This is a genomic window from Blastococcus sp. TML/C7B, from assembly GCF_016612845.1.
Classification (GTDB): Bacteria; Actinomycetota; Actinomycetes; order Mycobacteriales; family Geodermatophilaceae; genus Blastococcus.
This window is the reverse complement of record NZ_JAEOAA010000001.1, coordinates 268344-294820: the sequence shown is the minus strand read 5'-3', so window position 1 is coordinate 294820 and position 26477 is coordinate 268344. Positions and strand designations below refer to the sequence as shown.

General features: G+C 73.3%; 29 protein-coding genes and 2 pseudogenes. 2 read left to right on the top strand and 29 right to left on the bottom strand.

Going from position 1 to position 26477, the window contains the following annotated elements:
• Positions 1–68: 68 nt before the first annotated feature.
• The 28 genes and pseudogenes from JKP76_RS01485 to JKP76_RS01350 all read right to left on the bottom strand — a co-directional run bounded on the left by JKP76_RS01485 (position 69) and on the right by JKP76_RS01350 (position 21971).
• Positions 69–1220 (bottom strand): flagellar biosynthesis protein FlhB, encoded by a 1152-nt coding sequence (locus tag JKP76_RS01485; RefSeq protein ID WP_200489278.1) that lies wholly within the window; start codon positions 1218–1220, stop codon positions 69–71.
• 16 nt (positions 1221–1236) lie between these two features.
• A complete protein-coding gene (gene fliR, locus JKP76_RS01480; RefSeq protein ID WP_200489277.1) occupies positions 1237–2001 on the bottom strand; it encodes a flagellar biosynthetic protein FliR in 765 nt (254 codons plus the stop codon).
• 3 nt (positions 2002–2004) lie between these two features.
• Positions 2005–2280, bottom strand: coding sequence for a flagellar biosynthesis protein FliQ (gene fliQ, locus JKP76_RS01475; RefSeq protein WP_200489276.1), 276 nt, complete (start codon positions 2278–2280; stop codon positions 2005–2007).
• A 3-nt stretch (positions 2281–2283) separates the two neighbouring features.
• Positions 2284–3120, bottom strand: coding sequence for a flagellar type III secretion system pore protein FliP (fliP, locus tag JKP76_RS01470; protein ID WP_200489275.1), 837 nt, complete (start codon positions 3118–3120; stop codon positions 2284–2286).
• A complete protein-coding gene (locus JKP76_RS01465; RefSeq protein ID WP_200489274.1) occupies positions 3117–3554 on the bottom strand; it encodes a flagellar biosynthetic protein FliO in 438 nt (145 codons plus the stop codon). Before JKP76_RS01465 ends, fliP begins: the two co-directional genes overlap by 4 nt.
• Positions 3551–4282: a flagellar motor switch protein FliN gene (fliN, locus tag JKP76_RS01460; RefSeq protein WP_200489273.1), complete on the bottom strand. Its 732-nt coding sequence runs from the start codon at positions 4280–4282 to the stop codon at positions 3551–3553. Before fliN ends, JKP76_RS01465 begins: the two co-directional genes overlap by 4 nt.
• Positions 4279–5262, bottom strand: coding sequence for a flagellar motor switch protein FliM (locus JKP76_RS01455; RefSeq protein ID WP_309232793.1), 984 nt, complete (start codon positions 5260–5262; stop codon positions 4279–4281). The genes fliN and JKP76_RS01455 overlap by 4 nt, the downstream gene beginning before the upstream one ends.
• Before the next feature lie 200 nt (positions 5263–5462).
• Positions 5463–5921 carry a flagellar basal body-associated protein FliL gene (fliL, locus tag JKP76_RS01450; RefSeq protein WP_200489271.1) on the bottom strand — a complete coding sequence of 153 codons (459 nt, stop codon included), beginning with the start codon at positions 5919–5921 and terminating at the stop codon, positions 5463–5465.
• Positions 5918–6817, bottom strand: a complete 900-nt coding sequence (locus tag JKP76_RS01445; RefSeq protein ID WP_200489270.1) for a flagellar motor protein MotB — start codon at positions 6815–6817, stop codon at positions 5918–5920. The genes fliL and JKP76_RS01445 overlap by 4 nt, the downstream gene beginning before the upstream one ends.
• Positions 6814–7584: a motility protein A gene (locus JKP76_RS01440; protein WP_200489269.1), complete on the bottom strand. Its 771-nt coding sequence runs from the start codon at positions 7582–7584 to the stop codon at positions 6814–6816. The genes JKP76_RS01445 and JKP76_RS01440 overlap by 4 nt, the downstream gene beginning before the upstream one ends.
• 3 nt (positions 7585–7587) lie before the next feature.
• Complete coding sequence (locus tag JKP76_RS01435) at positions 7588–7857, bottom strand: flagellar FlbD family protein (protein WP_309229461.1); 270 nt, start codon at positions 7855–7857, stop codon at positions 7588–7590.
• 224 nt (positions 7858–8081) lie between these two features.
• The gene (locus JKP76_RS01430) at positions 8082–9323 is read right to left on the bottom strand and encodes a flagellar hook protein FlgE (protein ID WP_200489267.1); all 1242 of its coding nucleotides are present in this window, start codon (positions 9321–9323) and stop codon (positions 8082–8084) included.
• A 36-nt stretch (positions 9324–9359) separates the two neighbouring features.
• Positions 9360–9815: a flagellar hook assembly protein FlgD gene (locus JKP76_RS01425; protein WP_200489266.1), complete on the bottom strand. Its 456-nt coding sequence runs from the start codon at positions 9813–9815 to the stop codon at positions 9360–9362.
• Positions 9816–9830: 15 nt separating this feature from the next.
• Positions 9831–11123: a flagellar hook-length control protein FliK gene (locus JKP76_RS01420; protein ID WP_200489265.1), complete on the bottom strand. Its 1293-nt coding sequence runs from the start codon at positions 11121–11123 to the stop codon at positions 9831–9833.
• Entirely contained in the window at positions 11120–12073 is a 954-nt protein-coding gene (locus JKP76_RS01415; protein ID WP_200489264.1) for a transglycosylase SLT domain-containing protein, read from the bottom strand. Before JKP76_RS01415 ends, JKP76_RS01420 begins: the two co-directional genes overlap by 4 nt.
• The gene (locus tag JKP76_RS01410; RefSeq protein WP_200489263.1) at positions 12061–12510 is read right to left on the bottom strand and encodes a flagellar export protein FliJ; all 450 of its coding nucleotides are present in this window, start codon (positions 12508–12510) and stop codon (positions 12061–12063) included. Before JKP76_RS01410 ends, JKP76_RS01415 begins: the two co-directional genes overlap by 13 nt.
• A complete protein-coding gene (locus JKP76_RS01405; protein ID WP_200489262.1) occupies positions 12507–13820 on the bottom strand; it encodes a FliI/YscN family ATPase in 1314 nt (437 codons plus the stop codon). Before JKP76_RS01405 ends, JKP76_RS01410 begins: the two co-directional genes overlap by 4 nt.
• Complete coding sequence (locus JKP76_RS01400; RefSeq protein WP_309229462.1) at positions 13817–14644, bottom strand: FliH/SctL family protein; 828 nt, start codon at positions 14642–14644, stop codon at positions 13817–13819. The genes JKP76_RS01405 and JKP76_RS01400 overlap by 4 nt, the downstream gene beginning before the upstream one ends.
• Positions 14641–15708 (bottom strand): flagellar motor switch protein FliG, encoded by a 1068-nt coding sequence (gene fliG / locus JKP76_RS01395; RefSeq protein WP_242471143.1) that lies wholly within the window; start codon positions 15706–15708, stop codon positions 14641–14643. The genes JKP76_RS01400 and fliG overlap by 4 nt, the downstream gene beginning before the upstream one ends.
• 11 nt (positions 15709–15719) lie before the next feature.
• Positions 15720–17315 carry a flagellar basal-body MS-ring/collar protein FliF gene (gene fliF / locus JKP76_RS01390; protein WP_200489260.1) on the bottom strand — a complete coding sequence of 532 codons (1596 nt, stop codon included), beginning with the start codon at positions 17313–17315 and terminating at the stop codon, positions 15720–15722.
• A complete protein-coding gene (gene fliE / locus JKP76_RS01385; RefSeq protein ID WP_200489259.1) occupies positions 17315–17635 on the bottom strand; it encodes a flagellar hook-basal body complex protein FliE in 321 nt (106 codons plus the stop codon). Before fliE ends, fliF begins: the two co-directional genes overlap by 1 nt.
• A 2-nt stretch (positions 17636–17637) precedes the next feature.
• The gene (gene flgC / locus JKP76_RS01380; RefSeq protein WP_200489258.1) at positions 17638–18042 is read right to left on the bottom strand and encodes a flagellar basal body rod protein FlgC; all 405 of its coding nucleotides are present in this window, start codon (positions 18040–18042) and stop codon (positions 17638–17640) included.
• Positions 18042–18389 (bottom strand): flagellar basal body rod protein FlgB, encoded by a 348-nt coding sequence (locus JKP76_RS19940; protein WP_200489257.1) that lies wholly within the window; start codon positions 18387–18389, stop codon positions 18042–18044. Before JKP76_RS19940 ends, flgC begins: the two co-directional genes overlap by 1 nt.
• A 355-nt stretch (positions 18390–18744) precedes the next feature.
• Positions 18745–19173, bottom strand: coding sequence for a hypothetical protein (locus tag JKP76_RS01370; protein WP_200489256.1), 429 nt, complete (start codon positions 19171–19173; stop codon positions 18745–18747).
• A complete protein-coding gene (gene fliS / locus JKP76_RS01365; protein ID WP_200489255.1) occupies positions 19170–19556 on the bottom strand; it encodes a flagellar export chaperone FliS in 387 nt (128 codons plus the stop codon). Before fliS ends, JKP76_RS01370 begins: the two co-directional genes overlap by 4 nt.
• 78 nt (positions 19557–19634) lie before the next feature.
• A complete protein-coding gene (fliD, locus tag JKP76_RS01360) occupies positions 19635–20315 on the bottom strand; it encodes a flagellar filament capping protein FliD (RefSeq protein WP_309232946.1) in 681 nt (226 codons plus the stop codon).
• Between the two features lie 208 nt (positions 20316–20523).
• A pseudogene (locus JKP76_RS23755) lies at positions 20524–21021 on the bottom strand (flagellar cap protein FliD N-terminal domain-containing protein); the annotation flags it as partial.
• 113 nt (positions 21022–21134) lie between these two features.
• Positions 21135–21971, bottom strand: coding sequence for a flagellin (locus JKP76_RS01350; RefSeq protein WP_200489253.1), 837 nt, complete (start codon positions 21969–21971; stop codon positions 21135–21137).
• 319 nt (positions 21972–22290) lie between these two features.
• Here JKP76_RS01350 and JKP76_RS01345 point away from each other — a divergent pair, with 319 nt between their 5' ends.
• Together JKP76_RS01345 and JKP76_RS01340 are read left to right on the top strand one after the other, a co-directional pair.
• On the top strand, positions 22291–23364 hold the full coding sequence (locus JKP76_RS01345; RefSeq protein WP_200489252.1) for a glycosyltransferase: 1074 nt from the start codon (positions 22291–22293) through the stop codon (positions 23362–23364).
• Positions 23357–25249 carry a hypothetical protein gene (locus JKP76_RS01340; protein WP_200489251.1) on the top strand — a complete coding sequence of 631 codons (1893 nt, stop codon included), beginning with the start codon at positions 23357–23359 and terminating at the stop codon, positions 25247–25249. The genes JKP76_RS01345 and JKP76_RS01340 overlap by 8 nt, the downstream gene beginning before the upstream one ends.
• Here JKP76_RS01340 and JKP76_RS01335 read toward each other — a convergent pair.
• Positions 25246–26236 (bottom strand): annotated as a pseudogene (locus JKP76_RS01335) (IS481 family transposase). The gene JKP76_RS01340 and the pseudogene JKP76_RS01335 overlap by 4 nt on opposite strands.
• Between the last annotated feature and the right edge of the window lie 241 nt (positions 26237–26477).

Genomic DNA, 26477 nt, shown 5'->3' with positions numbered 1-26477 from the left:
GCGCGGACGGCAGGGGCTGGCTCACGCCCCCTTCATCGGCAGGTCCGGGCGCACCCGGTACCGCGCGGTCAGGCGGCGGGCGCGACGGCGCGGCGGCGGCCGGCCTTGGGCAGGTCGGTGGTGTCCGGCGGCTCGAAGCCGGGACGGTGCAGCCCGCCGCGCACCCCGCGGGCTCCCAGGTGCATGACGAAGGCGAGCACGCGGGCGACGGCGGTGAACAGCTGCGGCGGCACCTCCTGGCCGAGGTCGCAGGAGGCGTGCAGCGCCCGGGCCAGCGGGATGTCCTGCACCATCGGCACCCGCGCCTCGGCCGCGACCTCGCGGAGCTTCGCCGCGACCTCGCCCGCGCCCTTGGCCACGACCCGCGGCGCGCCCTTGGCGGCCTCGTACTTCAGCGCCACGGCGACGTGGGTGGGGTTGACCAGCAGGACGTCGGCCTCGGCGACCTCGGCCATCATCCGGTTCCGCGACATCGACATCTGCACGCCGCGGCGGTGGGCCTTCATGTGCGGGTCGCCCTCGGCCTGCTTGTTCTCCTGGGTGATCTCGTACTTGCTCATCTTGAGCTGCTTCATCATCTTCTTGCGGACGACGAGGTAGTCGGCGATCGCCAGCACCAGGCCGGTCATCGCGACCACGCGGAACATGAGGATCGCCGAGTCGACGAACACGTCCACCACCGCCGAGAGCGGCAGGGAGCCGGCCGACGAGACCAGGGTCTGCGCGCGGTCGCTGGTCACCACGACGACCACCGCGAGCGCGACGGTCTTGATCAGCGCCTTGGTCACCTCCCAGAGCCCCTGGGTGCCGAACATGCGCTTCAGGCCGGTCATCGGGTTGAACTTCTTCAGCGTCGGCTTCATCCCCTTCGTGGCGAAGGTGATGCCGCCCTGGGTCGCCGAGGAGACGATGCCGACGACCATCAGCGCGAGGGCCAGCGGCAGCACCGTCGTCATGAAGGCCGTCAGGGAGTGCCCGAGCAGGGGCGGGATCATCGCCGTCTCCGGGTGCTCGGCCACCCGCCTGATCTGCACGAACAGCTGCTGGACCTCCTGGAAGCCGGTGCCGGCGATGATCGGCAGCAGCACGCTGGCCGCCGCCATGCCCGCCCAGGTGCCCAGCTCCTGGGTGCGCGGGATCTGCCCCTCCTTGCGCGCCTTCTTCAGGCGCTGGGGAGTGGGCTTCTCGGTCTTCTCACCGCCGGGACCGTCCTTAGCCACGGGACACCGCCACGGGTCACCCGCTCCGCAGCGAGGTCATGGCCTGCACGCCGTGCTCGAGCAGCGCGTCCAGCGCCGGCGGGAGCAGCGGGAAGGTGAGGCCCAGCATCAGCAGCGTCAGCATGATCTTCACCGGGAAGCCGAAGGCGAAGATGTTGAGCGCGGGGGCGGCGCGGCTGAGCAGGGCGAGCGCGACGTCGGCCAGCAGGAGCACGGCCACCATCGGCCCGGCGATCTGCAGCGCGGCCAGGAACATCATCGACACGGCCTGGATGAGCACCGCGCCGAGCTGGTCGACCGGCACCTCGCCCCCGACCGGCATCCCCTCGTAGGAGGTCGCGAACCCCTTCACCAGCAGCAGGTGGCCGCCGCTGGTGAACAGCAGCGTGGTGGCCAGCAGGTAGTGCAGCCGGCCGATGGTGGCGTTCTGCGTCATCGCCAGCGGGTCGTACGCCGGCTGCAGCGAGAAGCCGCCGGTCACGTCGATGAGGTCGCCGGCCATCTGGACGGCGGTGAACAGCAGCTGCACGACGAAGCCCAGCGCCGCACCGATGACCACCTCGGTGACGGCGGCGACGACGACAAACCCGGCGGTCGGCTCGGGCAGGGTCGGTGCGATCTGCGTCGACAGCAGCATCGACAGCGCCAGCGCCAGCGCGCCCTTGACCGGCCCGGGGATCGTGCGCGAGTTGAACGGCGGCGCCAGCAGCACGAAGCCGGCTGCCCGGGCGGTGCCGAGCAGCAGCGCCACCAGGGTGACCGCGGGGACCGAGAGGTCCATGGCTCAGGTCCGGTCGAGCAGTCGTGGCAGCTGGTCGAACAGGTGCTCGGTGAAGTCCACCAGCGAGGAGAGGACCCAGTTGCCGGTCAGCAGCAGCGCGATGGCCACGGCGATCATCTTGGGGACGAACGACAGGGTCGCTTCCTGGATCTGCGTGGCCGCCTGGAACAGCGAGATCAGGAAGCCGACGGCCAGCGCCGTGAGCAGGATGGGCGCGGCGATCTTGGCCGCCAGCACCATCGTCTCCAGCGCGATCTCGGTGACATCGGTGTCGCTCACGGGTCAGCCACCCCCGTACGAGCCGACGAGGGCCGTGGTGATCAGCGACCAGCCGTCGACCACCACGAACAGCAGCAGCTTGAACGGCAGCGAGACGATCGTGGGCGGCACCATCATCATGCCCATCGACATGAGCGAGGCGCTGACCAGCATGTCGAGCACCAGGAACGGGATGAAGACGACCAGCCCGATGATGAAGGCGCTCTTGAGCTCCGAGAGGACGAACGCCGGGACGAGCGTCGTCATGCTGACCGCGCTCGCGTCGGCGGGCGCCTCCTCGCCGGAGAGGCCGATCATCAGCTTGAGCTCGTCCTCGCGGGTGTTGCTCAGCAGGAACTCGCGCAGCGGGACGACGCCGGCCTCGTAGGCCTGCGAGACCGTCACGGTGCCGTCCATGTAGGGCTGGATCGCCACCTCGTTGATGTCGCCGAGCACCGGCCCCATCACGAACAGGGTCAGGAACAGCGCCAGGCCGGTGAGCACCTGGTTGGGCGGCGAGGTCGGCAGCCCCAGCGCGTTCCGGGTGATGCCCAGGACGACGATGATCTTCGTGAACGAGGTCGCCAGCAGCAGCACCGACGGCGCCACCGACAGCACGGTGATCGCCAGGATGAGCGTGATCGAGGTGCTCGCCGAGCCGCCGCCGATCGAGATGTCCACGCCGCCGTCGGCCCCGCCGACGGCGGGCACGGTCGGGTCGGTCGGAGCGGTGGGGTCGGTGGGCGCCGCGGCGGCGGGCCCGGCGGCGAGCACCGCCGCGAACCCGGCCAGCAGCGTCAGCAGCAGGACGAGCGTCGCCCGCCACCGTGCTGCGGGCCGCCGCTGGAGCGGGGCGGTCATGACCGGCGGACCGTCCGCTCGCGGAGCTGGTGGACCAGGTTGCCCCAGCCGTCGCGGTCGAGGACCGAGCCGGCGAGCGGGCCGGTCGAGGACCGGGCGACCAGGGTGGAGGTGGCGGTGGGGGAGTCCGCGGCCGGCTCGCCGGCGGGAGCCAGGCGCACCGGGTTCCGCTCGCGCAGCGCGGCGTCCACGGTCTCGGGGTCGAGCTCGGCGAGCAGGGTGACCTGCTCCTCGGTCGCGCCGACGACCAGGACGACGTCGGCGATGCGGACGACGTTGAGCGAGCTCGTGCGGCCCATCCGCTGGCGGGCCACGACGTCGATGAGGCCGCTGGACTGGCCCAGGCCGCGCTTCTTCGCCAGCCGGGCGGCGAACACCAGCACCGCGGCGACGAACCCCAGCGACAGGATCAGCCGCAGGATCATCCAGGTCATGCGTTGACCCCGAGCTCGGCGGCGTCGCTCACGATCTCGCTGATCCGCAGGCCGAAGTCCTCGTCGACGACGACGACCTCGCCGCGGGCGATGAGGGTGCCGTTGACCAGCAGGTCCGCGGGGGCGCTGGCCGCGCGGTCGAGCTCGACGACCTCGCCCGGGTGCAGCGAGAGCAGCTCCTGGACGGTCATCCGGGTGCGGCCGATCTCGACGGTGACCTCCATGGCCACGTGCCGCAGCAGGTCCAGGCTGCCGCTCGGCGTGCGGGCGGCGGGCAGGTCCACCTGGAGCGCGAACGTCGCCTGGTGCTCGCCGTCGGCCAGGAGGGGGACGGCGACGAACATGCCCTTGTCCCGCAGCCCGTCCAGCGCGGCGACCGGCTCGACAAGCCGCTCGGAGGCGACCCGGACGCGGCCGAGGGTGGCCGCGGCCGCCTCGAGGGCCGGGCGCAGCGCGGCGGCGACGTCCATCCGGCCGACGGGGGAGTTGCTCAGCGCCTCGACGACGTCGGCGGACACGACCAGCACGACGTCACCGGTGACCTCGCCCGAGAGGCCGGCAGCGACCGCCTGCGCCGCACCCGGGGGGAGCGGCACGCCGTCGGGATCGCTGGCGGGGGTGCCCGTGACGAGCTGCGTCCTGGCCGGGACCAGGGACGCGGCGGCGCGGGCCGCGGCCGCCACCACGGCGGTGACGGTCTGGGAGTCCTGGGTGGTGTCGGTGCTCATGCGGTGTCCTTCACGGCAGCGTGCGGGGTGGGGACGATCGAGGCGGCCAGCCGGCGCCGGTGGTTGCTGGCGATGGCGTAGGCGAACGTGGTGTCGTTCGTGGTGACCTCGAGCGGGCTGTCCCGCGGGTGGCGCAGCAGGACGACGTCGCCGACGGCGAGGGAGAGCAGGTCGGCCGAGGAGACCGACAGCGGCGCGAACCGCACGCTGACGTCCACCGGCACGAGGTTGAGGCGGGCGGTGAGGGCCTCGGCGGCCTTCTTGCGCTTGCGCAGCGCCGACTCCGACAGCTGCGGGGAGGCGGCGTTGTTCAGCGACTGCGCGAACGAGGAGAACGGCAGCACCAGGGTGGCCTCGCCCTCCCGGGCGCCCACGGCCATGGCGAACGTGGCGACCATGACCGTGTCGGACCCGGCGGCGGCCTGCGCCAGCTGCGGGTTGTACTCGAATCCCAGCATCGCCGGCTGGAGCTCGGTGATGGTGCCGAACGAGGTGGCGAACTCCGCCAGCAGCCGCTCCAGCAGGTGCGTGGTGATGGTGGTCTCCATCGCCGTCATCGGCCGGTTCGGCTGGGCGGCGGCACCGGAGCCGCCGAGCAGGTGGTCCACCATCGCCATCGCGATGTCCAGCGGGAAGGCGATCATGCCCTTGCCGGCCATCGGCTCGATGGTGAACGTCGTGATGAACACCGGGTCGGGCAGCGTCTTGACGTAGTCGTCGTAGGAGAACTGCTCGACGCCGGCCAGCTCGAAGCGGGCGCCGGTGCGCAGGAACGTGGTGAGGATCGTCGTCGCCTGGCGGGCGAACCCCTCCTGCGCGATCTGCATGACCCGCACGTGCTCGCGGGAGAGCTTCGTGGGGCGGCGGAAGTCGTAGGTGCGGGGCTCGCCCCGGCGGCTGCGGGCGCCGCTGACCGGGACCGCAGCCGGTGCCTGCGCGCCGCCCGCGCGGGGGGCCGGGCCGGTCTCGGGGGTGGTCACGCAGGAACTCATCGGCGGGGACCGGGGGGACCCTGACCGGCCTGCGGGGGCGCTCCCGATCGCGACGGGAGCGGTGGGGCGGGTGGTGCGCGAGGGGGCGCCGGGGTGCGGGTGCCGGGCCGTCGTCGTCCCCGAGGGGGAGCGCGCGCCGGGCGCGCCAGGGCAGAAATGGCCATTTCTGCCCTGGCGCCCGCGACGGGCTACTGGGTGACGTACTCCGTGTAGTAGATGCCCATCACCATCGGGACGTCGTGCTCGGTGTACGCCGCGATGATCTTCTGCTCGAGCGCTTCCTTGAGCGCGTCGCGGGCACCGGTCACGTCGGCCGGGTTGGCCTGGGAGAACGTGGAGATGATCGCGTCGTAGGCCTTGGCGCCGTCGACGCCGCCGCCTCCGTGACCGCCGCCCGCGGCGGCCGCCGTGTAGTCCAGCGTGATCCCGATCTTCAGGTAGCCGCCGCCGGAGAGGTTCACCGCGATGGGCTCCAGCGCGGTGTACCCGCCGTGCTCGGGTGCGGCGGCCTCGGCGCTGCCGCCGGAGAACAGGAAGAAGTAGGCGGCGCCGGCCAGGACCAGCACGGCTGCGCCGATCATGAGGAACAGCTTCTTCTTGCCCTTGGGGGCGTCCTCGTCGGTCTCGGGCTTCGGTTCCTTGCTCATGGGGTCCCCTCCTGGGATGCGTCGATGCCCGGCAGCAGTGCGTTGGCCTCGGCCGAGGCGGTGGACAGGACGACGACGTCGACGCGACGGTTCACGCTGATCGCCGTGGGGTCGGAGATGGGCACGAGCGGCTTCGTCGACGAGTAGCCGGCCGCGGACATGCGGTCCTCGGGGACGCCGTCCCCGACCAGGGCGCGCAGCACGGTGCTGGCCCGCCAGCCCGACAGCTCCCAGTTCGACGGCCAGGGGCCGCCGCGGGTGACCGGCAGGTGGTTGGCGTGGCCCTCGATGCGCAGCACGTTGGGCAGGCCGGTGAGGGTGGGGGCGACGGCGGCCAGGATGGCGTCGCCCTCCGGGCGGAGAGCGGCGTCCTCGGCGTCGAAGAGGACGGCGTCGGCGACGATGTGCACCACCAGCCCGCGCTCGTCGATCTCGAACCGCGCCGCGCCGGAGTAGCCGGCCTCGGCCAGGGCGGCCTCGAGCTGCTCGCGCGCGGCGGCCAGCTCGTCGTAGGCGGTCTGCGCCTCGGCGGCCACGCGGGCCGCGCGCTCCAGGGCGGCCGCCGCGGCCGCCGCGTCGATCTCCGCCTGCTGCACGGTCGTGTCCGGCGGGATGGCCGAGGCGATGTCGACGACGCCCGGCAGCCCGTCGAGGACGGCGCCGTCCGGGGTGGGGCTGGTCATCACGCTCACCGGCTGCCCGAAGGACTCGGCCAGACCCTTGGCCAGGGCGGCGAACTTCTCCTCGTCCACCTTGCTCATCGCGAAGAGGACGACGAACAGCACGAACAGCAGCGTCATCATGTCGAACGCCGAGACGAGCCACCGCTCGTGGTTCTCGTGCTCCTCGTGCTCCTCGTGCTTCGTGCGGCGCCGGCCGCCGTGCCCGGCACTCACGCTGCGGCCTTGGCCAGCTCGCTCGGCGGGATGAGGGCGTTGAGCTTCTGGCGGACCGCGCGCGGGCTGGTGCCGGCCTGGATCTCGGCGATGCCCTCGACGAGCAGCTCCATCTGGGCGGCCTGCAGCTCGCTGACCCGCATGATCTTGGCGCCCATCGGCAGGAACCAGAAGTTGGCCGCCATGACGCCCCACAGGGTGGCGATGAACGCCGCCGACACCATCGGGCCCAGCGTCTCGGGGTTGTTCAGGTTCCCCATGACGTTCATCAGGCCGACGATGCAGCCGAGGATGCCGATGGTCGGCGCGTAGCCGCCCATCGCGTTCATGAACTTCGCGGCGACCTTGTCCTCGGCCTTCTTCGCCGAGATCTCGCTCTCCAGGACGGTGCGCAGCTCCTCCGGGTCGGTGCCGTCGATGCCCATCTGGAGGCCGCGCCGGAGGAACGGGTCCTCGATCGCCTTGACCTGCGCCTCGAGCGCGAGCAGACCCTCCTTGCGGGCCTTCTCGGCGAGGGTGACCAGGGTCTGGATCTGCTCGGTCGGCGCCGGCACCTTGGCCGGGAGGACGGCCATCTTGAACCAGGACGGCAGCTTCTTGAGGTCGGCCATGGTCTGGCTGGCCAGGGCCGCGCCGAGGGTGGCCACGATGACCAGCACGATCGCGGGCAGGAAGAGCAGCGTCATCGGCGCGACGCCCTCGAGGGTCATGAAGACGAAGAGGGCGACGATGGAGATGCCGAAGCCGATGAGGGTGACGGGATCCACGGGTCAGCGCTCCTCGGTGCCCGGGAACGGCACGACCGTGTTGCCCGAGGCGAGCTCGGGCCGGCTCGGGCGGTACTCGCCGCGGTCCATCTCGTAGCTCGTGGCGAGGATCTCCGCGCGGTACTCGCGGATGTCGCGCACGACGTCGTCCACGGTCTCGGTGACGACGTAGCGGGTGCCGTCGGTCAGGAACACGACGGTGTCCGGGTGCGCCTCGACCCGCTCGATCAGGTCGGGGTTCAGCGCGAACTGGTCCCCGTTCAGGCGGCTCACACGGATCACGGTCGGTCCTCTGGCTCGGTGGTGCTGGTTCGTCGGTGGGGCGGGAATCGTCACGGGGTTCATCGGCGCGGCGCGCGGACTCCTTGAGCCGAAGCCGCCCGGCGCGGCCCGCCCCGGATGCGGGAGGGGGGTCCCTGCCCCGGTGTCCGGCGAGATCGCCGGTGTCGCACGCTCCGGGGGCGGAGGGCGTGCGAGACCGGCGATCTCGCCGAGGATCAGCGCTTGAGGTTGACCAGGTCCTGGAGGAGCTCGTCGGAGGCGGTGATCACGCGGCTGTTCGCCTGGAAGCCGCGCTGGGCGACGATCAGGCTGGTGAACTCCTCGGAGAGGTCCACGTTGGACATCTCCAGCGCGCCGGAGGAGAGCACGCCGCGGCCACCGGCCCCGGCGACGCCGACCATCGGCTCGCCGGAGTTCTGGGCCACCCGGAACGAGGAGCTGCCGGCCTTCTCCAGGCCGCTCGGGTTGTTGAACGACGCCATGGCCAGCTGGCCGAGGTTCTGCCGCAGCCCGTTGGAGTACGTGCCCGTGATCGTGCCGTCGTTGGACAGCGAGAAGCCCTGGAGCGTGCCCATGGCGTAGCCGTCGACGTCGGTGGGAACGACCTCGCTCTTGCCGCCGAACTGGTCGATGCCGGACAGGTCGACGTCGACCAGGCCGGGCCAGCTGGCGGTGCCCGGCTCGAAGCGGATGCCGGCCGCGGGGGCGGACATCCGGCCGTCGACGTCGAAGGTGATGGTGCCGTCGAAGGCGGTGCCGTCGGCGTTGGTGAGCGGCAGCGCGGTGCCGCCGTTGGCCACCGACAGGGTCCAGGTGTTCGGCGTGGCGGTCTTGGTGAAGGTGTAGGTGACCTCCTGCCGGACGCCCATCTGGTCGAACATGCGCACCGGGGTCTGGACGAACGCGCCCGTCGCCGCCGCGGAGTCGAGGTTGCCCTCGACCACCGAGGCGCTGGTGGCGGTGGGCGGCACGGCCGCGCCGTAGGGCACCGACAGGTCCTCGATCGGGCCGTTGGGGTTGATCGTGCCGTCGGCCCCCGCGATCCAGCCCTGCAGGATGCCGCCGTCCGGGGTGACCAGCCGGCCGGTGGCGTCGAAGGAGAGCGAGCCGGCGCGGGTGTAGAGCTGCTCGCCGCCGGCGCCCTGGGTGACGAAGAACCCGTCGCCCTCGATCATGAAGTCGGTGGAGCGCCCGGTGGACTGGGCCGCGCCGTTGGTCCAGTTCGTGGTGATCGCGGCGAGCTTGACGCCCAGGCCGATCTGCGCCGGGTTGGTACCACCGCGCTCGGCGGCGGGCGCGCCGCCGGCGCGGACGACCTGCGACAGCGTGTCCTGGAAGACGGCGCTGCTGCTCTTGAAGCCGACGGTGTTGACGTTGGCGATGTTGTTGCCGGTGACGTCCATCTTCGCCTGGTGGGCCTTGAGGCCGGAGATGGCGGAGAACATGGAGCGGAGCATGCGGGGGGTCTCCTCGGGAGTCGTGCGGGAAGTGGGTCAGGACGCCGCGGAGGAGCTCGTCCCTGAGCTCGGCGTGGGGGTGGAGATCGTGGTGATGCGGCCGACCTGGACCTGCTGGCCGTCGACGACCGCGATGGCCTCCGAGTCGCCGGAGGCGAGCCGGACGGAGCTGACCAGCCCGGTGACCGCGACGCCGGTGCTGTCGGTGTAGGTCACCTGGCGGCCGACCATGGCGCCCGCGGCGGCGTGCTCCTGGAGGATCAGCGCCGTGGCGCTGGTCGCGGCGATCTGCTCCAGCTTCTCCACCTGGGTGAAGGTCGCGGTCTGGGCGATCATCTGCGAGGAGTCGACCGGCTTGGACGGGTCCTGGTAGCGCATCTGGGCGACGAGGAGCTTGAGGAAGGTGTCCTTGCCCATCTGGTCGCCGCGGTCGACCTGGGTGGTCGCGTACGTGGTGGGGATGCTCGGGGTGTCGCTGACTGCGTCAGGCATGGGGGTCTCTCCTGTTCAGACGCGGACGTCGACGCCCGACGACGGCGATCCGGTGGTCGGGACGGTCCTGGTCTCTCCGCTATCGGCAGCCCGCAGCCAGGGTCGTGACCGTCCGTCGGCAGGACCCTGCTGCCCCGCGCGGTCCCCGGAGCCCTGCTGGGCCTGCTGGCCGGCGGCGTGCCGGTCCAGCCAGGCCCCGCCGTTGTCCTTGGCGACCTCGAGCCGGGAGGTGGTGAGCCCGGCGGACTCGAGGTCGCGCCGGAGGTCGGGCAGGGCGTCGAGCAGCGCGACCCGGCCGTGCTCGTGCGCCCCGCGGAGCACCAGGTCGACCGTCCCCTTCGAGACGGTGACCGAGACCTCGACCGGGCCCAGCGTCTCCGGGGTGAGGACCAGGGTCATCGTGTGCGAGCCGTCCGGTGCGCCGCGGAGCACCGCCACGTGCCGGGCGACCTGGCCGGCGACCGGCAGGCTCGCCGCGTCCCCGGTGGCGGCGGCGCCGGGAGCCGCGAGGGCGGCCGCCGGCGACGCCGGTCCCGTCAGGGGCACGCCGGAGGGGACCGGCTCGGCGGCACCGGCCGGGGGAGCGGAGCCACCGGCGTCCTGACCGCCGGGTCCGCCGGTGCCCGCGCCGGCGGGCGAGGAGGCCGCGGGAACCGGCATCCCCGCCGGGGCGGGAACGGTGGCGCCGGTGGGCGCGACGGGGGCGGTGGTCGTCGGCGTCGGGGCGGCGCCCGCAGCGCCCACGAGCGCGGCGGCGCCGACGGCGGTCGCGGCGGCGGGTGCAGCGGTCGGGCCCGCGGCGGTGCCCGGCGTCGTCGGGTCGACGTCGCCCTGCCCCGGGGCGACGACGAGGTCGACGGGCAGGGCGGGGACGGGGACGGACCCGGTCGGGACGCCGGCAGGAGTGACGCCCGCACCGGCCGGGAGGCCCGGGGCGCCGGCGGCGGCCGCGGTGCCGACGACCTCCCCGACGGCGGCGGCAGCCGCGTCCGGGCCGGGGGCGACCCCGGGCTGGCCGGCGGTCTGCGGGGTGGGGAGGGCGAGGGCCCAGAGCGCGGCCGGGAGGCCTGCGGCAGCGGTCACCTCGGCGGCGACGGCGCCCGGGATCGCAGGCCCGGCCGTCGTCCCGGGGTCCTGCGACTCGTCCTCGCCGGTGGTGCCGTCGCCTACCGCGGCGCGGCCCTCGGCCAGCGCACCGTCCAGCGCGGAGGCGAAGGGCGTCGCGCTGCCGGCCGCCCCGGCCTCGGTCGTGGCGCCGGTCGACGGGGCCCGGGCGGCCGGAGCCGCGGGCAGGACTGGAGCACTCATCGGTAGGCCTCCGCCTTGCTCATCACCGTGCGGACGTAGTTCTGGGTCTCGGGGTAGGGCGGGATGCCGCCGTAGCGGCTGACCGTCCCCGGGCCCGCGTTGTAGGCCGCCAGCGCCAGCTCGGTGGAGCCGAACTGACCGGTGAGGCTCTTCAGGTACCGGGCCGCGCCGTCGACGGCGGAGGCCGGGTCGAGCGCGTTGACCCCGAGGCCGGCCGCGGTGGCGGGCATGAACTGCATGAGCCCCTGCGCGCCGGCGGGGGAGACCGCGGTCGGGTCGAAGCCCGACTCGGTCGAGGCCATCGCGGCCAGCAGCGCGGCGTCGACGCCGTGGCGGCCCGCGGCGGCGGAGAAGAGGTTGGCGTACGGGACACCGGCGACGCCCGCCGCCGAGCCGGTGGCCGCGGTGCCCGTCGCGGCCGAGGGCAGGACCCGCCGGATGGACGTCGGGGTGCCGACGTCCTGCAGCTTCACCACCTCGCCGGCCTGCGGGGCGGCGATCATCTTGCCGTTGCCGACGTAGATGCCGACGTGGTCGATCCCGGCGCGCGCGGACGAGTGGTCGAAGAAGACCAGGTCGCCCGGCCGCGCGGCGGCGAGCGAGGCGACCGCGGTGCCGCTGGTGGCCTGCTGCGAGGCGGTGCGGGGCAGGTCGATGCCGAGGTTGCCGTAGACCAGCTGCACCAGGCCGGAGCAGTCCAGCCCCTTCGCCGGGTCGGTGCCGCCCCACAGGTAGGGGACGCCGAGGTACTTGCCGGCCTCGGTGACGACCGCGGTCTCGGAGGCGGTGCCGGCGGCGGCCGGGGCGGAGCTGCCGGAGGTCGCCGCCGTGCCGGTGAGGCCGGCGGACGCGGCCGCCGACGCCCAGCCGGTCGTGGTGGGGCGGATCTGCGGGGCGAAGCGCGTCTGGATCTCGCTGATCCGCGCCTGCACCGCGCTCAGCCCGTCCACGGCAGCTCCTCGGTCGTGGGCCGGCCGGCCCGTCCGGTCACCAGGTCGTCGACGGCGCGCTCCTCGGCGGCCGCCGCGGCGCGGGCCTGGGCCTCCCTGTGCCGCTCCCGCAGCCGTTCGAGCGCCTTGGTGCGCTGCGCGGCCGCCGTCCACTCGGCGCGGACGGCCTCGGCCTGCTGGGCCGACGCGATCGCCGCGGCCCGGGCGTCGGAGGCGTCCGTGGCGGCGATCCGCAGCAGCGTCATCGCGGCCGTGAAGTCACCGGCCGGGAGGGAGCGGGGCAGGACGGCCGCGGCCAGCGTCGTCTCGTGGAGCTCCGCGCGCTCCGCGGCCTCGAGGGCGGACTGCGCCGCGCGGGCCGAGGCCACCGCGGCGGCGCGCTCCTCGGTGCGGCGCAGCTCGAGCACCGGCTGGAGGCGGAAGGGTGCCTGCTTCACGACCGGACGATCCGCTGCAGCCAGGCCCACGCCTCGGGCGTCGGCGTCGACTCGCCCATCGGCTGCTGGAGGAACGCCTCGATCTGGGGCGCGAGTGCGCGGGCGCGGTCCACCAGCGGGTCGCTGCCCGCCTGGTAGGCGCCGATCTCGATCAGCTCCCGGACGTCCCGCAGCGCGCCCATGAGCCGGCGGATCTCCCGCGCGTCGGTCATCAGGGCCGGCGGCACGACCGCGCTCGCGACGCGGGAGATCGACTCCAGCACGTCGATCGCCGGGAAGTGCCCGACGGTCGCCAGCTTGCGGGTGAGCACGACGTGCCCGTCGAGGATGGAGCGCGCGGTGTCGGCGATCGGCTCGTTGTGGTCGTCGCCCTCCACCAGCACGGTGTAGAGACCGGTGATCGAGCCGGTCGCGCCGGTGCCGGCCTTCTCCAGCAGCTGCGGCATCATCGCGAAGACGCTCGGCGGGTAGCCGCGGGTGGCCGGCGGCTCGCCCGCCGACAGCCCCACTTCGCGCTGCGCCATGGCGGTGCGGGTGATCGAGTCCATGAGCAGCAGGACGTCGCGGCCCTGGTCGCGGAAGGCCTCGGCGATGCGGGTCGCGACGAAGGCGGCCTTGAGCCGCACCAGCGGCGGTTCGTCCGAGGTGGCGACGACGACGACGGTGCGCGCCATGCCCTCGGGGCCGAGGTTCTCCTCGATGAACTCGCGGACCTCGCGCCCGCGCTCGCCGATGAGGCCGATGACGCGCACGTCGGCGTCGGTGCCGCGGGTGATCTGGGCGAGGAGGCTGGACTTGCCGACGCCGGAGCCGGCGAAGATGCCCAGGCGCTGCCCCTTGCCGCAGGGGACGAGGGTGTCCAGCGCCCGGACGCCGAAGGTGAGCGGCTCCTGCACGCGGGTGCGGGCCAGCGCGTGCGGCGTCTCGCTGGCCAGGTCGACCCAGGAGACGCGCGCCGCCAGGGGCGGGCCGCCGTCGACCGGCCGGCCGAGGCCGTCGAGGACGCGGCCGAGCAGCGCCTCGCCGACCGGCACCTGCAGGGGCAGGCCGGTGGCACGGACGGGGGCGCCCGCGACGACGCCGGACAGCGTGCCCAGCGGCATGCAGGTGAGCCGCCCGTTGCCCACGGCGACCACCTCGGCCAGCAGCGGGCGGGTGCCCGGGTCGATCTCGACCAGGTCGCCGACGGCGGCGACGACGCCCTCGACGGTGAGCGTCAGGCCCATCGCGCCGGTGACCACGCCGGTCACCTGGGGGCGGGCGGCGGCGCGGGCGCGGGTGAGCAGCGTGGTGGGGAGGACCGAGGTCACGAGGACAGCACCGCCTGGACGCGCTCGAGCGCGGCCGCGAGCTGGGCGTCGATGCGGCGGGACCCGCTCTCGGCGACGGCGCCGGCGCGCTCGACGGCCGGGTCGCCGACGACGCGCACGCTGGCGGGGAGGTCGGCCAGGGCGTCGTCGGGCAGCTCGGCGAGGTCGTCGGGGTGCACCCGGACGACCGCCGGCGCGTCGGCGGGGCAGAGCGTGAGCGCCCGGCGGACGGCGTCCAGGGCGGGGGAGTCGGCGATCGCGAGCTCCCGGCCCAGCAGGTCCTCGACCAGCGTGAGCACGGTGGCCAGCACGGTCTCCCGCACGTCGTCGGCGGTCGGGACGCCGGCCTCGTCCAGCCGGGCGGCGGCGGCGCCGAGCGCCGCGGTGGCCGAGGCCATCCGCCGCTCCCAGCGCTCCTGGGTCGCGGCCAGCCGCTGCTCGGCGTCGCGCTCGGCCTGGGCGACGACGTCCGCCGCGGCGGTCAGCCCCTCGGCGTGGCCGGCCGCGAAGCCCTCGGCGTGCGCCTGCCGGCGCAGCCGCTCGAGCTCGTCGGCGTAGACCTCGCCGAGCCGGACCGTCGGCCGGCCGCCGGCGACGACGGGCTGGTCCTCCGCGCGGCGGACCGTCCGGCGCCGCTCGAGCGGGGAGGGCTGCGGGGGGATCGCGGGGGTCTCGTCGCCGGACGGCTGCCGGTAGGGCCGGGCGGTGGCGGCGGCACCGCCGCGCAGCACCGCGCCCTCGCGCGGGACCCGCGGAGCGGGCGGGCCCGCCGCCTCCGCCGAGCGGAGGACGACGGGCAGGGAGTCCACGGGGGCCTGGCTCACGAGACGAACTCGTCGTCGCCGCCGCGCGAGATGGTGAGCACGCCCTGCTCCTCGAGCGTCCGGATGACGCCGACGACCTTGGCCTGGGCCTCCTCGACGGTGCGGGTGCGGACCGGGCCGAGCATCTCGATCTCCTCGGAGAGGTTCTCGGCGGCGCGCTCGGAGAGGTTGCGCTGGATCTTGTCGCGGACGTCGGGCCGCACGCCCTTGAGCGCGGTGGCCAGGTCGTTGGCCTCCACCTCGCGCAGCACCAGCTGCATGGAGCGGTCGTCGATCGTGACGATGTCCTCGAAGACGAACATCTGCGAGCGGACCTCGTCGGCGAGCTCCGGGTCGGTGTTGTCCAGCCACTCGAGGATCGAGCGCTCGGTGGGCCGCGGCGAGCGGTTGATGATCTCGACCAGGGCCTCGACACCACCGGCGGTGGACATGTCCTGGTGGGCCAGGATCGAGCCCATCCGGCGGCCGAGCTCCTCCTCGACGAGGCGGACCATCTCCGGCGAGGTGCGGTCCATCGTGGCGATGCGGTGCGCGACCTCCGCCTGCTGCTCGGGGGCGAACCCCGACAGCACCTCCGCCGACTGTGCGGCGGGCAGGTGCGCGAGCACCAGGGCGATGATCTGCGCGTGCTCGTCCTTGAGGAAGGTGACGAGCTGGCGCACGTCGGCGTTCCGCAGCGAGGCGAAGGGCACCTCGGTGTAGACGACGTTGAGGCGGGAGAGGATGCCCTCCGCCTTGTCCTCGCCCAGGCCGGCGGCGAGGATCTCGCGGGCGAAGTCGACGCCGCCGCGGCCGATGAAGTGCTGCGCGCTCATCAGGCTGTGGAACTCGTTCAGGACGCCGTCGACGTCCTCGACCTCCACCGAGCCCAGCCGCATCAGCTCGCGGGTCAGCGACTCGACCTCGCGCGGCCGCAGCTTGGACAGCAGGACGCCGGCCTCCTCCTTGCTCATCTGGGCGAGGAAGACCGCGGCCTTGCGCAGGCCGGGCAGCTCCGGGCGCGGCGGAGCGGAGGGCACGGCCGGCAGGTTGGCCGCCGTGCCGGCGTTCAGGAGCTGGTCCATCCCGGCGAGCGTCATGCCTTGTTCTCCGTCAACCAGCCGCGCAGCATCGCCGCGACCTCGTCGGGACGTTCGGTGATCATGGTGGAGATGTCGCTGCGGACCCGCTGGCGCTCGGCGGCCTCGAGCTCGGCGGCCCGGTTGTCGATCACCGGCGCCTCGCGGGTGCTCTCGATCCGGATGCGGTCGAGCTCGGCGAGCATGTCGTCGCTGAGCTCGAGGGGCTCGTAGTCCTCCTCGACGTCGCCGCGCTTGCGCGAGCGGAGCCAGACCACGAGCACGAGCAGCGCGATGCCGGCGGCGATGCCCCCGGTGCGGATCATCGACCACATCGCCGCGGCGGCCTCGGCCTCGCGGGCGGCCTCCATGTCGGCGGCGGCCGCGTCCGCGGCGGCGGTGTCGAAGGGCATCGCGGCGACGGTGATCGCGTCACCGCGGGCCTCGTCGAGCCCGACCGCGTTGCCGACCAGCGCCTGGAGCTGGGCCTGCGGCAGGTTGCCGGCGACCGCCTGGTCCATGACCACCGACACGGTGAGCCGGTTCAGGCCGCCGGGGGCGCCCTGGACGACCTCGGTGGTCTCGCCGACGGCGTTGTTCGAGGTCGTGGACTCCTTGGTGTAGCTGGAGTCCCCGCCGCCGGTGTTGTCCGCGGCGTCGGGCATGTTCTCCGGGCCGAGGACGCCGCCCACGATCGCGCCGCCGGAGCCGCTGTACTCCTCGACGTCGCGCCGCTCGGACACCGGCGGCGTGCCCTCGTCGTAGGTGAAGGTCTTCGAGGTGGTGTCGCGCTTGTCCAGGTCCACGTCGGCGCGGACGGAGACGACCGACCGGTTCGGGCCGAGGACGGTGTCCAGGATCCGCTGCGCGTTGGCGGCCAGGCGGTTCTGGTACTCCAGCTCCACCTGCGAGCGGGCGTCGCCGGCGGCCGCGGTGATGCCCGTGCCGGGGGAGGAGAGCACCTGGCCGGTCGTGTCGGTGACCGTCACCTGGTCCGGCGCCATGCTCTCGACGCTCGCGGAGACCAGGTTGGTGACGGCCTGGATCTGCTCGCCGGAGAGGGTGGTCCCGGGGGCCAGGTCGAGCAGCACCGCCGCGGTGGGCTCGGCCTGCTCGGTCACGAAGACCTCGTCCTTGGGCAGGGCGACGCTCACGATGGCCTGGTTGACGCCGTCCAGGGCCTCCAGCGTCCGCGAGAGCTCGCCCTCGATCGCCCGCTTGTACGTGACCTGCTGCTGGAACTCGCTGCTGGTGATGCCCTGCTCGTCGAGCAGCGCGTAGCCGGTGTCCGACCCCGAGGGCAGCCCCTTGCCGCTCATCTGCAGGCGCAGGTCGTACACCGCGTCCTTGGCGACCAGGATCGTCTGCCCGCCGTCGGTGAGCTCGTAGGTGACGCCGGCGGCGTTGAGCTCCTCGACGATCGCCGCGGCGTCGCTGGTGGCCAGGTTGGAGAACAGCGGCGCCTTGGTGGGCGCGGTGATCCAGGTCGAGAAGAAGAAGCCGCCGAGGAGCAGCCCGGCGAGCAGGAGGCCGATGACGACCTTCTGCCCCAGGCTGACCGAGGCGAACGCGGAGCGGGCACGCTCCAGCGTGCCGGCGAGGGCCGACTTCATCAGATGGGCATCCTCATGATGTCGTTGAAGGCGCTGACGGCGGCGTTCTTGATGCCCACGACCATCTCGACGGCCAGCGAGGCCTCGTTGCGGGCGATCATGTAGTCGTGCACGTCCTTGAGCTCGCCGGTGGCGGCCTGGGCGGCCAGGCCGTCGGCGTTCGCCTGGACGGCCTGCAGCTGGTCGAAGGACGAGGCCAGGACCGACGCGAAGGCGTCGCCGTTCGCGCTCTGGACCGCGGCCGTCGAGTCGAGGCCGGCGACGCCGCCGACACCTGCGGGCGCGCCGAGGCCGGTGAGGGCCCCGATGGGGAAGGTCATGATCAGCCCTTCCCGAGCTGGAGAGCGGCCTGGTAGGCGGCGGTCGCGCGCTCGACCACGGCGAGGTTCGCCTGGTAGCCGCGCTGCGCCATGATCATCTGCGACATCTGGTCGCCGAGGTCGATGTCCGGGTACTTCACGTAGCCCTCGGCGTCGGCCAGCGGGTGGTCCGGCGAGTAGACGAGGCGGCCCTCGGCGTTGCCGAACTCCGCGCGCGCGACGCGGACACCGCCCTCGCCGGTGCCGTAGCCGACCGCCTCGGCGACGACCATCCGCTGCTGGAACGCGTCCTCGTCCGTGCGCCGCACGGTGTTGACGTTGGCGATGTTGTCCGAGACGGCGTCGAGCCACTTGCGGTGCGCCATCAGGCCGGAGCCGGAGATGCCGAACGTGCCGAAGAGGGACATCACGAGGTCCTGAGGGCGACGCGGATGGTGTTGTACTTGCCGTCCAGGGCGTTGAGCGCCAGCTGGTACCGCAGGCCTGTCTCGGTGGCGATGAGCGTCTCCGCATCCAGGTTCACGTTGTTGCCGTTGGTGTTCGTCGGCTCCAGCGAGCGCGCCGTCGTGCCGCCGTTGATGGCGGGCGTCTCGCCGTTGCGCAGGGCGCCACCGAGCGCCGACTCGAAGTCGACGCGGCCGGCGAGGAATCCCGGCGTGTTGATGTTGGCGATGTTGTCGGCGGTCACCCGCTGGCGCTGGGCCAGGCCCGACAGGGTGGCGTGCAGCGCGGCGGGGGTGATTCCGCCGATCACGGCTGGGATCGCCGACGGAGACAGCAGGACACGTTCGACCTCCGGGGTACGCGGAAGGAGCACTCGCGAACGAGTGCGTGGTCCGCCGATCCGTGGCGAAAGGGCTTGCTCTCCGTGCCTTCCGGTCATCGGCAGGGCGTGACTGCCGGGTGACCGTGGGTGTGGTCCTCGTGGGGCGACGGAGGCCGGGTGGGGGACCGGAGGCGGATGGGGCGGGCGGTGACCTCCTCGTGTCCTGCGCCCCGGGACCGGCTCTTCGGCGGAAGAGCGCGCTGCTCTTCCGTGGAAGAGCAGAGAACCCCGCCGCCGGCGGTGCCGGGGACGGGGCTGGGGAGAGCGGGGTGGCGGAGGTGGGCTAGACCCCGCGGTCGATGTAGGACGCGACGGGCCGGGCCGGGCCGTAGGACATGCGGGCGGCGACGTCGCGCTGCTTCTGCGACTGGGTGACCCGCTCGGCCAGCTGCTCGGCGACGGCGAGCTGGTGCTGCAGCAGCCGGGCGGCCCGCTCGCGCAGGTCGTCGGGCAGGGGACCGAGGTGGGTCGGCGGGATCCAGTCCTCGGCGCGGCGGCCCCAGGTGGCGATCTCCGCGGCGCGGCCGCGGGCCAGGAGCTCCTCGCTGTCGAGCACGTCGCCCTCGATCTCGTCGAGGGCCTCCTGCCAGTCCCGCGGGGTGCGGCGCTGCTCGCGGCCCCGCGTGCCGGGGTGGCGGGTCTCGGCGGAGGGGTGGTGGGCGAACCCGTTGCCGGCGGTGGCCGAGCCGCCGACCGGGCTCACGCCGGTCATGCCGGGGTGCCGGCCAGGGACGCCGCGGCCTGGGACCACGCGTCGCGCAGCGGCTCGACGACCTGGCGGCAGGAGGCGATCCGGTTCGTGTCCAGCCGGATCGCCGCCTGGGACAGCTCGCGGATCAGCCAGTCGTAGAGCGCGGCCAGCCGGGGGCCGCCCTCCCAGACGTCGACGCGGAGGCTGGCCAGGAGCTCCAGCACGATCTCCTGCGCGTGCTGCAGCTGCTCGACGGCCTCGGTGCGGTTCCCGGCGGCGACCGCCTCCTGGGCGCGCTGGAGGTCGAGGGCCAGCCGGTCGTACAGCATGACCAGCAGCTGCTGCGGGGAGGCGGTGGCGACCGAGTCACCGAGATAGCGGGCACGCAGGGCTGCGTGGCTCATCGGGATCGACTCCTAGTACGAGGGAGGGGTGGGAGGGGCCGGGCGCTCGCGGCCGCGGCCCGAGGGGTGGAGCGGGGCCTAGTCCTTCTTGGTGTTGCCCGCGAGCGAGCCGAGCTGCGCGGTGAGCCAGTTCGCCTGGTTCTGCATCGTGCTCAGGGCGGTCTCCATGGCGGTGAACTGCCGGGTCAGCGTGGCCCGGCGCAGCTCGAGGCGGCGGTCCCAGGCATCGATGCTGTCCTGCAGGTCCTTGGCTCGCGAGTCGGCCCCCTGGGCCAGGACGGTCAGCGAGCCGATCGTGGAGTCGTTGGCGGACTTGGCCAGGCTCAGCAGCTTGGCCGCGATCCCGACCGGGCTGGTCCCGTTGTCCGCGGTGGTGGCGAGGTCGCCGTCCGGGCCGGCCGTCGGGGTGGTGGCGCTGAACATCCGCTGGGCCAGCGCGGGGTCCGAGGTCAGCTTGTCGGTGAAGACGGTCTTGTCGAAGACGTAGCGGCCGTCCTTGGAGAGCTGGAGGCCGATCTGGGACGCGGAGCCGTCCCCGCCGACGGCGAACGCGAGGACGTCGAGGACCTGGGTGCCCAGCTGCCGCAGCGTGGCGTTGCCCTTGAGCGCGGCCGCGCTGCTGCCGGCGTCGGTGTAGGACTTGATGCTGTCCAGCAGGCCGTTGACCGCGGAGACCAGGGATTCGACCTTCGCGGCGACGGCGGCCGGGTCGGGGGTGACGTCGACGGTCACGGCGGTCTCGGGCTTGGTGACGGTGATCGTCGTGCCCCGGGACGAGGTCGCTGAAGGTGTTGGTCGCCGACGTCATGCTGTAGCCGGTGGCGGCGTCGCCGACGGTGATCTGGGCGTTGCGGCCCTGCGTCGCGGTGGTGAAGCCGGTCGCGGTGAACGCGGAGGCGTCACCCGTCGTCGTGGACGTGATCGCCAGCCGGTAGCCGGTGTCGGAGACCTTCACGGCGGTCGCGGTGACGCCCAGGCCGGCGGCGTTGATGGCGGCGGCGGCCTCGGCCAGCGTGGCCGTCCCGCTGCCGTCGCGGTCGAGGGCGACCGACGTGGTCACGCCGCCGACGACGAGGTCGAGGGAGGTGGCGCCGAAGTCGAGGTCGGTCGCGGTCTGGGTGCCGGTCGCCGTCCACGTCGTGGCGCTGACCAGCGAGTGGGCGCGGGCCACCTGGTCCACGGAGAAGCTGATCGAGCCGGCGACGGCCCCGCTGAGCGTGGTCGCGGTCACCGAGGTCGACGAGCTGGCGGCCTTCACCGACGTCCAGGCAGCAGGCTTGGTGAGGGCCTCCGCCGCGGCGCGCAGGCCGTCGAAGCGGGTGTTGATCGCGCGGAACGCGGCCGCCTGCGACTGCGTGGCCGAGAGGCGCTGCTTGAGCAGCGTCTGCTGGTTGCCCTCGACCGCGATCAGCTGGTCGACGATGCCCGCGGTGTCCAGACCGGAGGCCAGTCCACCGATGCTCATGCCTGCCACGGCGCCTCCTTCGGTCGGGTGCGGGTCGAACGCGGTGAGGGGGGAGACCGCGGGCCTCCCCCCTCACCGGTGGTGCGAGGTGTTGCTCAGGAGATCCCCGAGGATCAGCCCAGCAGCTTCAGGATGTTCTGCGAGGCCGAGTTGGCCTGCGCGAGCATCGAGGTGCCGGCCTGGCTCAGGATCTGGTTCCGGGAGAAGTTGGTCATCTCCTGGGCCATGTCGGTGTCGCGGATGCGGGACTCCGACGCCGACAGGTTCTCCTGGGTCACGCTGAGGTTCTTGATGGTGTGCTCGAAGCGGTTCTGCAGGGCACCCAGGTCGGCACGCGAGGTGCTGACCGTCTTGATGGCGGTGTCCAGCAGGCCGATCGCGGCCGAGGCACCCGACGCGCTGCTCAGGTCCACACCGGAGACACCCAGGTGGGCCGACGAGAAGCCCGAGCCGGCGGAAGCGCCCTTGATGGCCACCGCGATGGTGTCACCAGCGGCGTAGCCGACCTGGAAGTCCTTGGCCGAGAAGCTGCCGTCGAGCAGCTTCACGTTGTTGAAGGTGGTCTTGTCGGCGATGCGGGTCAGCTCGGCCTTGAGCGCGGTGGCCTCGGAGTTGAGGGCCGACCGCGAGTCGGCGTCGTTGCTGCCGTTCGACGACTGGACCGCCAGGTCGCGCATGCGCTGCAGGATGGCGTGCGTCTCGGTGAGCGCACCTTCAGCGGTCTGCACGACGGAGACGCCGTCCTGCGTGTTGCGGATGGCGACCTTGAGGCCACCGATCTGCGAGCGCAGGCCCTCGGAGATGGCCAGACCGGCCGCGTCGTCGGCGGCGCGGTTGATCCGGTAGCCCGAGGAGAGCTTCTCCAGCGACTTGTTGAGCGAGTTGTCCGTGTTGGACAGATTGCGGTACGCGTTCATCGCCGCGATGTTGGTGTTGACGCTGAGACCCATGATGTTCCTCCTTGGACTGGGGTCTTGCCGTGACTCCGCTGGCATCCGTGCTGGCGGTGTGTTGCATGAGGGTCTACGGCGGGTGCGGGCGGTTCCTTGACCCGAACCCGGAAATTTTCCGGCCGTTTCACCCGACCGTGTTCCGGACCACAGCAGGACGGCGGCGGCGCAGCGGGCCGGCGCGGTGCCTCCTCCCGCGCGGACTGCCGATGGGGGAGGCGGCGGCTCCTGAGGGGGTCGTCGCCCGACCCGCCGGGGTGTGCCGCACCCGGGCCGGCGGGGCGCCGCATCCCCGGACCCGGAAGGACTCCCGCCGGCCATGAAGGTTCTGCTGTCCACGACCCGTTTCCCGGGGTCGCTCTACTACCGCGCGGCCGAGCCGGCCCGCGCCGTCGCCGAGGGGGGCCTCGGGATCGAGGTCGAGGTGACCTACGGGCTGGCCACCACCATGGACGGGCCCGCCGACGACGAGTCGTCCTCCGTCACCTCCGTGGACGCCAAGGGCGCCGACGTCGTCGTGTTCCAGCTGCCCAAGACCAAGGCGGCGCTGGAGATGATCCGCCTGCTCCAGGCGCAGGGCGTCGCCGTCGTGGTCGAGATGGACGACCTGATGAGCGGGCTGGCCTTCGGTCACCTCTCGTACGCGACCATCCAGCACTTCAACGTCGCCCAGTGGGCCTCGGCCTGCGCCCGGGAGGCCGACCTCGTCACCGTCACCACCCCTGCCCTGCTGGCGGAGTACGCCCGGCACGGTCGCGGTGCCGTCGTGCCCAACGCCGTGCCGCGCCGGATCGCCGAGCTCCCGCCCGCCTACGACCGGGACCCGGAGACGGTGACCGTCGGCTGGACCGGCTCGGTCGGTGGCCACCCCTACGACCTGCAGACCATGGAGTCAGGGCTCCAGCAGGGGCTCGACCGCGCCCGCGGAGCCAGCCGGTTCATGATCCTCGGGCAGGCGATGGACGCCCGCCAGCGGCTGTACCTGCGCGAGGACCCGGTGGAGGTGCCCTGGAAGGACGACGTCGACGAGTACCTCACGGCCATGGGGGAGCTGTTCGACGTCGGGATCGCCCCGCTGCGCCACGACCGCTTCAACGAGGCCAAGAGCTGGCTCAAGCCGCTCGAGTACGCCGCCCGCGGGGTCTTCCCGATCCGCGCGAACACGCCGGACTACGAGCGCTTCGGCCTCGGCATCCGGGCCAAGCGGCCCCGGGACTGGGCCGACCAGATCGCCAAGGCGATCGACGACCCGGACCGCCGGCGGGAGATGGCCGTGCGCAACCGCGAGGTCGTGCTCGCCGAGCACCTCACCGAGCACACCGCGCCGCTGTGGGCGCAGGCGTGGCGGCAGGCGCTGGACAACCGCGTCGGCAGTGCCCGGATCGGTGCCTGAGGCCGCGATGCGCACGCCGAGCGGGCTCCCCGGCACCGGGCAGCAGCGGATCGCCATTCACCGGGAGCACTACGACCGCCTCGTCGAGGTGGCCGCCGCGTACGCCGGGCAGGGCGACCTCGAGCGGGTGCTCCTGACCGCGACGATGGCCGGCAACCTGCCCTGGCACGCCCCGGTCGGGCTGCTGGGCGACCCGGTCCTGGAGCGCCTGGTGGTGTCGACCGCCCGCGCCGGAGCGCCCGCGCCGGAGGTCGACGGGCAGCGTGACCGCCGCCGGGTGCTGCACGTCCTCACCGAGGGCTACGGCGTGGGCGGGCACACCCGGCTGGCGGCGCGCTGGATCGCGCGGGACCCCCGTCGCTCCGACGTCGTCCTGACCAACCAGGCGGGGCCGGTGCCCGACACCCTGCGGGCAGCCGTCGAGGGCACCGGGGGACGGGTCCTCGACCTGGCCGAGGTCCACCACGCGTTCACCGGGCGGGCGCACGCGCTCCGCCGGCAGATGGACGACGCCGACCTGGTCGTGCTGCACACCCACCCGTCGGACCCGATCGCGCTCGCCGCGGCGAACCTGCCGGGCCGGCGACCGCCGGTCCTCCTGGAGAACCACGCCGACCACACCTTCTGGCTCGGTCTCGGCTGCGCCGACCTGGTCGTGGACAACCGCGCCGGCGCCCTGCGGGTGACCGGCGACCTCCGCGGCGTCCCGGTCGGGCGCCGCGCCCGGCTGCCGCTGCCGATCCCGGACGTGGCGCCCCCGACGTCCCGCGCGCAGATGCGGGAGGCGCTGGGCCTGGAGGACCAGGTGGCCGCGCTCACCGTGGGCAGCGCGTACAAGATGTCGGCCATCTGGGGGGAGGGCTTCGACGAGGTCCTCGCCCGCGCGCTGGAGCGGTTCCCGGAGCTGGTCGTCTACCTGGTCGGGCCCTCGCCGGCCGGACCGTGGGAGCTGCTGGCCGGGCGGTTCCCTGGGCGCGTGTTCGCCCTGGGTGTCATCCCCGACCCGGAGTCGCTGTTCCCCGCGATGGACGTCTACCTGGACTCCTTCCCGGTGAGCGGTGGGACGTCGCTGCTCGAGGCGGCGATGGCCGGGCTGCCCCCGCTGAGCCTGCACCGGGACGTGCCGTACGGGGACGTCTACTACGCCCAGATCCCCGGCGCGGCCGGCCCCGGTCACGTCGGGCGCACCGACGAGGAGTACCTGGGCGCCCTCGGCGAGCTGGTCGGCGATCCCGAGCTCCGGCGCAGCCGGGCGGCGCACGCCCAGCAGCAGGTGCGCGGCACCAACGCCGGTCCGGGGTGGGACGCCGCGCTCGAGGACCTGTACGCCCGCGCCCGCGCCACCGCCCCGGCCGACCTGGACGAGTACCCGGTGCGGATCGAGAGCCCGGAGTACGGAGCACGGCTGCTGCCCCTGACCGCCCCCATGCTGCCGGCCGACGGCACGCTGGCGCCGGAGATGTTCAGCGGGCCGATCGCCGACCGGTTCGACCGGCGGATGCGCTACGACCTCTCGGTCGCGGCCGCGCACCGGCCCACCCTCTCGGTGCGGGTCGCCGCCGAGTGGGAGCGGCACGAGGCGTGGACGGCGCGGCTGGCCGAGCTCGCCGTGGCGCACCCCCGGCTGCGCGTCAGCCTGCCGCCGGTGCAGGGGGACGACGGCACCGGGGCCGCCAGCATCGACCGGCTCCGGTCGGTCCTCGCCTCGGTCGGCCAGGACACCGAGACCTGCGGGGACCTGTGCCTGGAGGCCGAGGCCCCCGACGTGGCCGGGCTCGCGATCGGCGAGGAGCTCACCTTCACGCCCGACTCGCTGGCCGTGGTGGAGGAGTTCCTCGCCTCCGCGCTGTGGTCCGACGGCGACCGGGCGCTCCTCGCGCGCTAGCTGTACTGACCGGGCAGGTTGGTCAAGCGGCTGATGGGTGGGTGGCCGCCGATGCCGGTGTGGGGCCGATGGTGGGTTGTAGCCGTGTAGCCAAGCAGGAAAGGCGGCGCGGCGGTCGGCTTCGCTGGTGAAGAGCTGAGCGAAGGCCCATTCGCTGGTCATGGTGCGGTTGAAGCGTTCGACCTTTCCGTTGGTCTGCGGGCGGTAGGGCCGGGTCCGTTTTGGGGTGATGTTGAGCTGGGCGCAGGCGGCCGCCCAGTCGCGGCTGCGGTAGCAGCCTCCGTTGTCGGTGAGCACGCCGCGGGCGGTCACGCCCCGGTCGGCGAACCAGTTCACCGCGCGGCGCAGCACCGCGGTGGCGGTGGCCCCGAGTTCGTCGTTGTGGATCTCGGCGTAGGCCAGCCGGGTGTGGTCGTCGAGCACGACGTGGATGAAGCCGTGGCGCATCAGCGGCTGCCCGTGGCGGCTGCGGGCGCGGCCGCCATCGGCGGTGCGGTTGGCCTTGCCTTGTTCGCGGCCGAGGAAGCGCCAGCCGCCGCCGGCGGGGATGTTGCCCAGCTTCTTCACGTCGGCGTGCAGTAGATCGCCGGGAGCGGCGTGCTCGTAGCGCACCACCTGGTGCTCGCGACGCTCGATACGAGACAGCCGACTGAGGCCGCAGCGGCGCAGCACCGCCCCGGTGGTCGAGGCCGCCACGCCGGTTTCCGCGGCGATCCGGACCGCGCCCCACCGCTTGCGCAGCCGCAGCGACACGATCCGCTTCGTCGTCTCCGGGGCGGTCTTGGTGGGGCTGGTGCGCGGACGGCTGGAGCGATCGACCATGCCGGCGGCACCCAGCGTTCGATACCGCTCGGCCCACCGATCCGCGGTCGTCCACGCCACTCCGAACAACTCCGCGGCCCGAACCTTGGGCCAGTTGTCCTCGACGATCAGCTGGGCCATCCGCAGACGCTGGCGCGGGGTCAAGGCGGCATTAGCGTGGAGCACGAGGACCTCCGGTGACTCGTGGAATGGGTGCCTTCAGCAGCTCCACTCCACGCCCGGAGGTCCTCCCCGAACAAGACCTCTACTCAGATCCCGTCGTCACAGCTCCTCGACCAACGTCTCTGGTCAGTACAGCTAGCGCCCCGCGGGGCCGTCCTCCCTCACCGCGCAGCTACCTCCCTCACCGTCCACCGTGAGGGAGGTAGCGCCACGATCAGGTTCCCTGATCGTGGCCGGGTCGGGC

Excerpts from the sequence above, each read along its gene's own strand:
- fliN (WP_200489273.1), bottom strand. The coding sequence starts at position 4,282 with ATGAGCACCGACACCACCCAGGACTCCCAGACCGTCACCGCCGTGGTG.
- JKP76_RS01430 (WP_200489267.1), bottom strand. The coding sequence starts at position 9,323 with ATGCTCCGCTCCATGTTCTCCGCCATCTCCGGCCTCAAGGCCCACCAG.
- fliR (WP_200489277.1), bottom strand. The coding sequence starts at position 2,001 with ATGGACCTCTCGGTCCCCGCGGTCACCCTGGTGGCGCTGCTGCTCGGC.
- fliS (WP_200489255.1), bottom strand. The coding sequence starts at position 19,556 with ATGAGCCACGCAGCCCTGCGTGCCCGCTATCTCGGTGACTCGGTCGCC.
- flgC (WP_200489258.1), bottom strand. The coding sequence starts at position 18,042 with ATGTCCCTCTTCGGCACGTTCGGCATCTCCGGCTCCGGCCTGATGGCG.
- fliP (WP_200489275.1), bottom strand. The coding sequence starts at position 3,120 with ATGACCGCCCCGCTCCAGCGGCGGCCCGCAGCACGGTGGCGGGCGACG.
- JKP76_RS01465 (WP_200489274.1), bottom strand. The coding sequence starts at position 3,554 with ATGACCTGGATGATCCTGCGGCTGATCCTGTCGCTGGGGTTCGTCGCC.
- JKP76_RS01420 (WP_200489265.1), bottom strand. The coding sequence starts at position 11,123 with ATGAGTGCTCCAGTCCTGCCCGCGGCTCCGGCCGCCCGGGCCCCGTCG.
- JKP76_RS01425 (WP_200489266.1), bottom strand. The coding sequence starts at position 9,815 with ATGCCTGACGCAGTCAGCGACACCCCGAGCATCCCCACCACGTACGCG.
- fliF (WP_200489260.1), bottom strand. The coding sequence starts at position 17,315 with ATGAAGTCGGCCCTCGCCGGCACGCTGGAGCGTGCCCGCTCCGCGTTC.
- fliG (WP_242471143.1), bottom strand. The coding sequence starts at position 15,708 with ATGGACCAGCTCCTGAACGCCGGCACGGCGGCCAACCTGCCGGCCGTG.
- JKP76_RS01345 (WP_200489252.1), top strand. The coding sequence starts at position 22,291 with ATGAAGGTTCTGCTGTCCACGACCCGTTTCCCGGGGTCGCTCTACTAC.
- JKP76_RS01370 (WP_200489256.1), bottom strand. The coding sequence starts at position 19,173 with ATGACCGGCGTGAGCCCGGTCGGCGGCTCGGCCACCGCCGGCAACGGG.
- fliE (WP_200489259.1), bottom strand. The coding sequence starts at position 17,635 with ATGACCTTCCCCATCGGGGCCCTCACCGGCCTCGGCGCGCCCGCAGGT.
- JKP76_RS01350 (WP_200489253.1), bottom strand. The coding sequence starts at position 21,971 with ATGGGTCTCAGCGTCAACACCAACATCGCGGCGATGAACGCGTACCGC.
- fliL (WP_200489271.1), bottom strand. The coding sequence starts at position 5,921 with ATGAGCAAGGAACCGAAGCCCGAGACCGACGAGGACGCCCCCAAGGGC.